The following is a 9,273-nucleotide window of genomic DNA, read 5'->3' as shown; positions in this document are numbered from 1 at the left end:
TTTCTGGTTCCGTCATTCTAGGTTCGAGTCCTGGTATCCCAGCGCTTCACCAAAGAAATTTGGTGAGCTGAAGGAAACTTCAGCATACGGCCCCATCGTATAGCGGCCTAGTACTCCGCCCTCTCACGGCGGCAACGCGGGTTCGAATCCCGCTGGGGTCACCAATAAACAACCACAGCCTTAGCTGTGGTTGTTTTGTTTAATTTGCTAGTAAGCCCGCCCAGTAGCCAAAGTTTGAACACCAAATAGTGCAAGATGGTCTCATGGCGGCAAATTTTGATCCGGGATCGGCGAAAAGCAACAGTGATGCGCAGACCTCCGACTACGCAGCAGCTATATCCTCCAGTCTGGAAGACTTGCGCTCGGTGTTGCGACAGACGAGCTTGCTCACGGACCTCAACCAATCGACTCACCCAAGCGATCAACTGCGGATCAAGACAATTCATCAGATCTCCGACTACCTGATCCCGCGACTCTGTAACCTGAACGCTCCATTGCTGGCAGTAGTGGGCGGTTCAACCGGGTCGGGTAAATCCACACTAGTAAATTCCCTGCTCCAGGACCGTGTCAGTGTTTCCAGCGCGGTGCGTCCTACAACTAAGGTTCCGGTTCTTGCGCACAATCCGCAGGACAACTTGTGGTTTGAAGATCAACGAATTCTTCCTGAACTGCAGCGCGTCTACGTCACGGGAACGGACCGGAACAGCACGATTACCGCGACAAGCCGGCTATTACTAGCTCCTAATGGTCGAGTACCGACAGGTATAGCACTGCTGGATGCGCCGGACATTGATTCAGTCTCCGATGCCAACCGTGCCTTGTCTGCTCAGCTTCTCAATGCTGCTGACCTTTGGATCTTCGTGACGACCGCCAATCGATATGCAGATGCATTACCCTGGGACATGCTTACCGAAGCGGGGTCCAGAGACATTACGGTTTTTATTGTCCTTAACCGCGTACCCGATGGTGCCGAATCAGAAATCGTCCCGGACCTTCAACGGTTGCTTAAAGAACATCAGTTAGATCCCTCGCGGCTTCACGTGATTCCCGAGGTCGAACTCGACCCGCATGGGTTCATCCCCATTCAGTACGTAGACAACCTGAAGTCATGGATAGAGTCTCTGGCCAGCGATGCGCAAGTACGTCATCGAATCGCCGCACAGACCTTGGACGGTGCATTGAAACGTACCGCCGCGGATATCAGTGAACTACTGGCGGAGCTGCGTGAGCAAGAAGGTCAACTCCAAGAGCTGAAACTCAATGTTGAAGAGAGATTCGACCAGGCGCTGGAAAAATCATCTGAAGCTTTGAATGACGGTGCAATGCTGCGCGGCGAGATCCTGACCCGTTGGCAGGATTTCGTGGGTACCGGTGAACTCCTTCGAGGTATTGAGAGCACCGTGGGCCGTGTACGAGATCGAATTGGATCTTTCTTCTCAGGTAAACCGCCGGCCGGGCAACGAGTCGAACAAGCCATTGAGTCGGGGCTGCATACGATCTTTGTCTCGGAGATTACCAAGGCTTGCAAAGATACTGATCAAACATGGAAAAATACACCTTTCGGAAGAGCGCTATTGCAGTCGCTTCCTGAGCATCGGCCGGCCGCTGATCTCGAAGAACAAGCGGCGCAGTCTATTAGAGCATGGCAGAACGACGTACTAGCAATGATCCGCCAAGAAGGTGCCGGAAAACGAAAAAGTGCTCGTATCGCCGCCATTGGTGTCAATGGTGTAGCTGTGATCCTGATGGTTGTGGTCTTTGCGTCAACAGCCGGGTTGACCGGCATCGAACTCGGTATTGCTGGCGGATCCGCCGTGGTGGGTCAAAAGCTTTTGGAGGCGATATTCGGGGAAGATGCGGTGCGCCGGATGGCAGCAAGGGCACGTACTATTTTGGACGAACGGACCAGCGAATTAATTCGAAGAAGTTCAGGTGTGTATCTTGAAGTAATCGCATCTCATGAGCAGCCTGAGTCCATCGCCCAACTTACAGAGTTTGTCCGGGAGCAGGGTAAGAAAGGTCAGCATTCGTGAACGAACGCAAGGTCATTCGAGCAACGTCGAGCCTCAACGAGCAAACTGATTCATTGGTAGCCGCATTTGAAATTGGTGAACCCTACCTTGAACCGCAGATAGTTGAATATGGAATGCAGGTACTGACCCGGGCCGATGTCCGTCGCTCCTTGTCTTCAGATCATGTGGTTATAGGATTATTTGGTGCCACAGGATCTGGCAAGTCCAGCCTCTTTAACAGACTTGCAGGCAGCGACATGGCTCGGACCGGCGTCACCAGGCCGACCACCAAAAAGACTGTTGCTGCGATATGGGGTGCTGAGGGGGCTGCTGAACTCCTCGACTGGCTTGAAATTGACGAACGACATGTGGTGGGCGCGGAAAGCGCCCCATCCGTGCTGACTCAAAGCCTCAAATCTGGACAGGGTCTAATCTTGTTGGATCTGCCGGATATGGACTCGACCGCCGTCGAACATCATGCAATTTCAGAACGCCTCACGTCCCAGGTGGATTTCATGATCTGGGTACTTGATCCGCAAAAGTACGCCGACGCATCCATTCACCACGGCTACCTTACAGATATGACGAATTATCAAGGCCACATGCTTGTGGTTCTCAACCAGATCGACAAGATAGCTGAAGATGAGCGCGCTCAGGTTAAAGAGTCTCTCATCAGCATCCTGTCGGCTGAGGGACTATCCACCCCTACTGTGATCACGGCATCCGCCCGTAGTGGAGAAGGGCTCAAGGAGCTATCCGAGGTTATTCGAAAGGTTTGCACCAACAAGGCCCTGGCCACTCGAAAGGTCAAGACCGACGTTGATGAGGTTATACGGATCCTCGCCTCTGAACTGCTTGTGGTCAAGGCGCGGGTGCCGACCAAGCTTGACCAATCGCAGTTGGAACAGGCCATCGCCCACGCCAACGGTACCCATGTCATAGCCGACGCCGTTGAACACTCATATCGTCTGCGCGCATCGGCGAGTACGGGTTGGCCGCTAACTACCTGGCTGGTCCAGCTCAAAAGCGATCCACTTAAACGCATGAATCTTGGCCGCAACAGGAAGAATCCTGAACTGTCCGCCACCTCACGCGGGCCGTTGTCGATTGCCGAGACCTCTGCGATCCACCTAGGAATAAACAAATATCTGGATGACGCAACCGAAGATCTGCCTGCACGCTGGCGAGAACCATTAGCGACTGAAGTGGCCACTCAAACCGAGCAGCTGGAGCAAAACGTTGATACCGCCATCGCCTCCACGGACCTGGGTATGGACAAGCGGTCATGGTGGTGGCCCATGGGCAAATTCCTACAGTGGGCATCGCTATTGATCGGTCTCGTCGGCGCACTGTGGCTCGGGGGACTGGCGATAGCAGGTTATCTCCAATTCCAGCTGCCCCCGGCCCCAAAAGTTGAAGGAATCGCGATCCCGACTCTGATGTTGGCCGCCGGAATTCTCTTAGGAATCGTTCTCGGCCTGTTGGGCTCATTTCTCAATCGAATGGTCGCTAAGATAAAAGGAAAGCGTGCACAAAGGAACCTTGAACGATCAGTTTCACAGGTTGTGCGACGGCTCATCGTAGAACCTGTCGAAATGCATCTAGATAAGTACAACAGCTATGCAGCCCTCGTTGACAAGGCTGCGCAGAAAGCAGATTAAGTCTCTGTGACCAATCGTCAGACCAATGAATTCCCTTCCGTAAGTGAACTTGGCGAACAAGGCATTCTTGATGCAATGTTGCCGTTGCTGGCTACCCGACAAGCAACATTGGGGCCCGGCGATGACGCAGGCGCGCTCAAGGTCGAAGGTGGGGAAGTGATAGTTTCCGTCGATACCTTGGTAGAGAATCAGGACTTTCGACTGTCATGGCCAAGCGGTTTTAAACATCGCGCCTATGATGTTGGCTGGAAATCAATCGCGCAAAACGTCTCTGACATTAATGCCATGGGCGGAGTGCCGACCGGAGCCGTTGTTTCACTTTCTTTGCCAGGAGACTTGAGTGTCGAGTGGGTCAAGGACTTTGCTGCAGGGGTAGCGGCTGCGGTGGAATCATTGGGTGCCAGCGAGATGGCGATTGTCGGCGGAGATCTGGGGCGATCAACCGAAATTTCGATTACCACGACGGTGCTCGGCGAATGCAGGTACGGCAAAGTCCTACGTTCAGGTGCAAGGACGGGAGATCTTATTGCTGTCGCTGGACGATTAGGTTCAGCAGGTGCAGGTTTGGCCGTTCTTGAGTCAAGCAAACAGTGGCAAAGCTGGAACCGATCGGTGCGACGGCTGGTCGATGCCCAGTGTCGGCCGGAACCTCCCTTGGCATCAGGGCCTCGTGCTGCCGAAGCGGGCGCAACATCAATGATGGATATTTCGGACGGTCTGCTACGCGATGCAGAACGGTTAGCCAAGTCCAGCAAGGTGAACTTCAACTTCAATTCGAGGGACTTGGAAGCTTTCAAGGCCCGGTTGGAACCTGCGAGCCTGTGGCTCAAACAGGACTCACTCAGCTGGGTTCTTGAAGGAGGCGAAGACTTCGGGCTGCTGGCAACTTTCCCTGCAGCAGCAGAGATCCCGGAAGAATTTGCCGTGATCGGCGAGGTGCAACATCAACCTGGTCGACGATCGCTGACAAAAATTGATGGTGAAGTTGTCAACGGATCTCATGGATTCGACCACTTTAAGACTCGGCGCACAATTTAGTACGTTGTCCCGGGCTGTCCGATGGTCTTTTTAAGAATGCTCATTCTGGACACGCAGTAGTTCGGACAATTCGTGAGCAGCTGCAACGACGACTTCATGGTAGATCTTGCCGGGCTGACGCGTAAGTCGCTCAATGGGACCTGACATGGACAGTGCGGCGATTACTCGACCCGACTGGCCTCGAACCGGAGCAGAGACCGAAGCAACGCCGGGTTCGCGTTCACCAAGCGACTGTGCCCAGCCGCGGCGTCGAACACCAGCCAAAATTGTCGGGGTGAAACGCGCATGGTGCAACCCTTCGATCATTCGTTCGTTATCCTCCCATGCGAGCAGCACCTGGGCGGCCGAACCGGCTTTCATGGACAACTGCGTTCCAACGGGAATGGTGTCGCGCAGACCTATTGGCCGTTCAGCGCTTGCGATGCAAACGCGGAACTCTCCCTGTTTGCGAAAAACCTGAGTGCTCTCGCCGGTCTGGTCTCGGAGTTTGAGAAGAATTGGTCCAGCAGCACTGACTAAGCGGTCTTCTCCTGCTGAACTGGCCAGCTCGACAAGGCGGCTCCCCAACTCGAATCGACCATGCATGTCTCGTCCAACGAGTCCGTGATGAGCCAGGGACTGTGCGATTCGATGTACCGTCGGGCGCGAAATCTGCGTGAGTTCGACGAGTTGTGAAAGTGTTGTTGGGCCGTTCTCTAGTGCGTTCAAAATCGCTGCTGCTTTATCGAGGACGCCTACACCGCTACCAGTTGTCATAGCTCAATTGTCTTATCTCATTATTTGAGATTCAAGTCCGCATACTGGAAAAGTCCTTCTGTGAAGTGTCAAAGTTGAAGTATCAAAAGTACGTAGCTTGAGGAGTGTGTCGCATGTCTGCAACGCAAATGCCACAGACATTGGCAGAGAAGGTATGGAACGCGCACGTCGTTCGCCGCGGTTCAGGTGAGGGTGAGTCCCGCCAGCCGGATTTGATTTACATTGATCTTCACCTTCTGCATGAGGTGACCTCCCCTCAGGCGTTCGAGGGTCTACGTATCGCCGGGCGTCAGCTCCGACGTCCCGACCTGACTATCGCCACCGAAGACCACAACACGCCGACGCTGGACATCGACAAGCCAATTGCCGATTTGACCAGTCGCACACAGATCAACACCCTGCGGGAAAACTGCAAGGAATTCGGTGTTCGCCTGCATTCGCTCGGTGACAAGGAACAGGGCATCGTTCACGTTGTCGGACCGCAGCTGGGATTGACCCAGCCGGGCATGACTGTTGTCTGCGGCGATTCGCACACTTCAACCCATGGCGCCTTCGGTGCGCTGGCGTTCGGCATTGGCACCTCCGAAGTCGAACATGTCATGGCAACTCAGTCGTTGAGCCTCAAGCCTTTCAAAACAATGGCAATTAACGTAGAAGGCACCCTGAAGCCAGGTGTGACGTCGAAGGACATCATCTTGGCCGTCATTGCCAAGATTGGCACCGGCGGTGGCCAGGGGTACGTTCTGGAATACCGTGGTTCGGCAATCCGCGCACTGTCCATGGACGCCCGCATGACCATCTGCAACATGTCCATCGAGGCAGGCGCCCGCGCTGGAATGATCGCTCCAGACCAAACGACCTTCGACTACGTCAAGGGTCGTCCACATGCTCCTACCGGCGCTGACTGGGATGCAGCTGTAGAAGACTGGAAGCAGCTGCACTCCGATGAAGGTGCACAGTTTGACGCAGAGGTATTCCTCGACGCCGATAACTTGGAACCATTTGTCACCTGGGGCACCAACCCGGGCCAGGGTGTATCGCTGTCTGACCGGGTGCCGGCACCTGAGGACTTCGAAGATGAAAACGACCGCAAGGCCTGCGAACGGGCATTGAGCTACATGGGCCTGACCGGCGGAACTCCCATGAAGGACATTCGAGTCGATACCGTGTTCTTGGGATCGTGCACGAACTCCCGCATGGAGGACCTGCGCGCAGCAGCTGCAATCATTAAGGGCAAGGAAAAAGATCCCAACGTTCGCATGATCGTTGTGCCCGGCTCCGCTCGTGTCCGTTTGGAAGCTGAAGCGGAGGGTCTGGACCAGATCTTCAAGGAGTTTGGAGCCGAGTGGCGTTTTGCCGGCTGCTCCATGTGTCTTGGCATGAATCCGGATCAGCTGGCGGAGGGGGAGCGTTGTGCTTCAACCTCGAACCGAAACTTTGAAGGTCGACAGGGCAAGGGCGGCCGTACTCACTTGGTCTCGCCGCTGGTTGCCGCCGCTACCGCTATCCGCGGAACACTCTCATCCCCAAGCGATCTCGCACAAACCCCAGCTGCGGTCTAGGAAGGATTCTGAACATGGAAAAGATTGTTAGCCATACCGGTATTGGCGTTCCGTTGCGTCAAAGCAATGTCGACACCGACCAGATCATTCCGGCCGTGTACCTCAAGCGCATCACCCGTACAGGATTTGAAGATGCACTTTTCGCTGGATGGCGCCGTGATGAAAACTTCATCCTTAACCAGGAACCGTTCAACGCTGGCTCCGTTTTGGTAGCCGGTCCAGATTTTGGCACCGGTTCCTCGCGCGAGCATGCGGTTTGGGCCTTGAAGGATTACGGGTTCAAGGCCGTTCTTTCCGCCCGATTCGCTGATATTTTCCGTGGAAACTCAGGCAAGCAAGGACTGGTAGCCGCCGAGGTGGCCCAGAGCGACATTGAACTGATATGGAAAGAGCTCGATAATAATCCGGGCACGCAAATCACCGTAGATCTGGAATCCCGAACTGTCCAGTGCGGTTCGATTTCCGCGCCGTTCCAGATCGATGATTACACTCGCTGGCGCTTGATGGAAGGCCTGGATGACATCGGTTTGACCCTGCAGCATGAGGAAGACATTACTTCCTACGAGGCAACTCGACCTGGCTACAAGCCGAAAACCCTTCCTGCCAAATTTGAGGATTAGAACGCGGCAAAATTAGAGCCTCATTGGTGATTTAATCCTGAATTCCTACAGGCTCGGCTCGTTCGCAACAGCGCGCATGATTTGTGCTACTTGCGAACGAGTCGATTCTGCTTTTAATCTCACTTCTTCGATTTCTTCCCTAATTTCTGCGCCTGAAAGCATGCTCACAATCGCAGCGCCACGGGCATATATGAGTCCTGTATAGCCTGTGAAGGCGGTATGCTTACTTAGTCCTGCTAGTTCTGGGCCGGCAGGCCACAGCAGACAATAACGACTACGCGATGAGGTAATTCATACATGGGTAAGGTCTTGACGATCCATGGCGGTGTGCCATTAGAAGGCACAGTTCGAGTAGGCGGAGCAAAGAACCTAGTTCCAAAGGCTATGGTTGCTGCGCTGTTGGGCGACACCCCATCTGTACTGCGGAACGTGCCTGAGATCAAGGACGTCACCGTTGTCCGTAGTCTCTTGGAAATCCACGGCGTCAAGGTTGACCAGGATCCCGAGACCGGGGATCTAACCATGGACCCAAGCCAGGCGAAGTCAGCATCGAACCAAGCCATTGACGCCCACGCGGGCGATTCCCGAATCCCCATTCTCTTCTGCGGCCCGCTGATCCATTCGCTGGGCGAGGCTTTCATCCCCGATCTAGGCGGCTGCCGTATCGGCGATCGTCCCATCGACTTCCATCTCGAAGTCCTCCGCGAATTCGGTGCCGTCGTGGACAAGGCAGTGGACGGCATTCGCATTTCTGCTCCGCTGGGCCTCAAGGGTGCCAAGGTTCATCTCAAGTACCCTAGCGTCGGAACCACCGAGCAGGTGCTGCTTTCTGCCGTGCGTGCCAAGGGCGTGACCGAGGTCAGCAACGCAGCCATTGAGCCTGAGATCTTAGACCTCATTTCGTTGTTGCAGAAAATGGGTGCAATCATCTCGGTGCACCGCGACCGCATCATCCGCATTCAGGGTGTAGACAAGCTGTCCGGCTACGATCACTCGGCACTTCCCGACCGTAATGAGGCCGCCTCGTGGGCTTCTGCAGCACTGGTCACCAAGGGGGACATCTTTGTTCAGGACGCGCAGCAGCGTGACTTGACTGCTTTCCTTCACGTCTATCGCCAGATCGGCGGAGAGTTTGAAGTCAAGTCCAACGGCATCCGTTTCTACCACCCAGGTGGGGACCTGAACCCGTTGATCCTCGAGACCGACGTACATCCAGGTTTCATGACGGACTGGCAGCAGCCACTGGTAGTTGCGCTGACCCAGGCGTCCGGAGTTTCGGTCATCCATGAAACTGTCTATGAAAATCGCTTTGGCTTCACCGACGCGTTGATCCGAATGGGCGCGACCGTACAGGTTCACACCGACTGCCTCGGATCCACCCCTTGCCGCTTCGGCCAGCGTAACTTCAAGCACTCTGCCGTGGTAGTTGGCCCCGCGCAGTTGAGCGGCGCAGAAATTGATGTACCTGATCTCCGTGGCGGCTTCTCCCACCTTATTGCGGCGCTGGCTGCCGAAGGCACCAGCCGAGTAACCGGCATTGAATTGATTAACCGCGGTTACGAGCACTTCATGGACAAGCTGACCGCGCTAGGCGCCAACGTTGAGTTGAGCGAATAGAAAGACT

7 protein-coding genes and 1 tRNA gene are annotated in these 9,273 nt (G+C 54.9%); 7 read left to right on the top strand and 1 reads right to left on the bottom strand.

Annotated features, from left to right (window positions below):
- Window positions 1–88: 88 nt before the first annotated feature.
- The 4 genes from RUH64_RS14840 to thiL all read left to right on the top strand — a co-directional run bounded on the left by RUH64_RS14840 (window position 89) and on the right by thiL (window position 4,711).
- Window positions 89–164, top strand: a tRNA-Glu gene (locus RUH64_RS14840).
- Between the two features lie 99 nt (window positions 165–263).
- Window positions 264–2,033: a dynamin family protein gene (locus tag RUH64_RS14835; RefSeq protein WP_313814418.1), complete on the top strand. Its 1,770-nt coding sequence runs from the start codon at window positions 264–266 to the stop codon at window positions 2,031–2,033.
- Window positions 2,030–3,673, top strand: coding sequence for a GTPase (locus RUH64_RS14830; protein ID WP_313814417.1), 1,644 nt, complete (start codon window positions 2,030–2,032; stop codon window positions 3,671–3,673). The genes RUH64_RS14835 and RUH64_RS14830 overlap by 4 nt, the downstream gene beginning before the upstream one ends.
- Before the next feature lie 6 nt (window positions 3,674–3,679).
- Window positions 3,680–4,711 carry a thiamine-phosphate kinase gene (gene thiL, locus RUH64_RS14825; protein ID WP_313814415.1) on the top strand — a complete coding sequence of 344 codons (1,032 nt, stop codon included), beginning with the start codon at window positions 3,680–3,682 and terminating at the stop codon, window positions 4,709–4,711.
- A 30-nt stretch (window positions 4,712–4,741) separates the two neighbouring features.
- On the opposite strand, the gene RUH64_RS14820 is transcribed toward thiL, so the two are convergent.
- Window positions 4,742–5,467, bottom strand: coding sequence for an IclR family transcriptional regulator (locus RUH64_RS14820; protein WP_313814414.1), 726 nt, complete (start codon window positions 5,465–5,467; stop codon window positions 4,742–4,744).
- Window positions 5,468–5,595: 128 nt separating this feature from the next.
- Between RUH64_RS14820 and leuC the strand changes: the two genes are divergently transcribed.
- The 3 genes from leuC to murA all read left to right on the top strand — a co-directional run bounded on the left by leuC (window position 5,596) and on the right by murA (window position 9,266).
- Complete coding sequence (gene leuC, locus RUH64_RS14815) at window positions 5,596–7,029, top strand: 3-isopropylmalate dehydratase large subunit (protein WP_313814421.1); 1,434 nt, start codon at window positions 5,596–5,598, stop codon at window positions 7,027–7,029.
- Between the two features lie 14 nt (window positions 7,030–7,043).
- Window positions 7,044–7,649 carry a 3-isopropylmalate dehydratase small subunit gene (leuD, locus tag RUH64_RS14810; RefSeq protein ID WP_313814413.1) on the top strand — a complete coding sequence of 202 codons (606 nt, stop codon included), beginning with the start codon at window positions 7,044–7,046 and terminating at the stop codon, window positions 7,647–7,649.
- A 297-nt stretch (window positions 7,650–7,946) separates the two neighbouring features.
- A complete protein-coding gene (gene murA, locus RUH64_RS14805; RefSeq protein WP_313814411.1) occupies window positions 7,947–9,266 on the top strand; it encodes a UDP-N-acetylglucosamine 1-carboxyvinyltransferase in 1,320 nt (439 codons plus the stop codon).
- The last annotated feature ends 7 nt before the right edge of the window (window positions 9,267–9,273 follow it).

Source organism: Glutamicibacter sp., from assembly GCF_032154645.1.
GTDB lineage: Bacteria > Actinomycetota > Actinomycetes > Actinomycetales > Micrococcaceae > Glutamicibacter.
Note: the sequence above shows the minus strand (reverse complement) of the source record. Positions and strands in the feature narration are given on the sequence as shown.

Excerpts from the sequence above, each read along its gene's own strand:
- murA (WP_313814411.1), top strand. The coding sequence starts at position 7,947 with ATGGGTAAGGTCTTGACGATCCATGGCGGTGTGCCATTAGAAGGCACA.
- leuD (WP_313814413.1), top strand. The coding sequence starts at position 7,044 with ATGGAAAAGATTGTTAGCCATACCGGTATTGGCGTTCCGTTGCGTCAA.
- RUH64_RS14820 (WP_313814414.1), bottom strand. The coding sequence starts at position 5,467 with ATGACAACTGGTAGCGGTGTAGGCGTCCTCGATAAAGCAGCAGCGATT.
- leuC (WP_313814421.1), top strand. The coding sequence starts at position 5,596 with ATGCCACAGACATTGGCAGAGAAGGTATGGAACGCGCACGTCGTTCGC.
- RUH64_RS14835 (WP_313814418.1), top strand. The coding sequence starts at position 264 with ATGGCGGCAAATTTTGATCCGGGATCGGCGAAAAGCAACAGTGATGCG.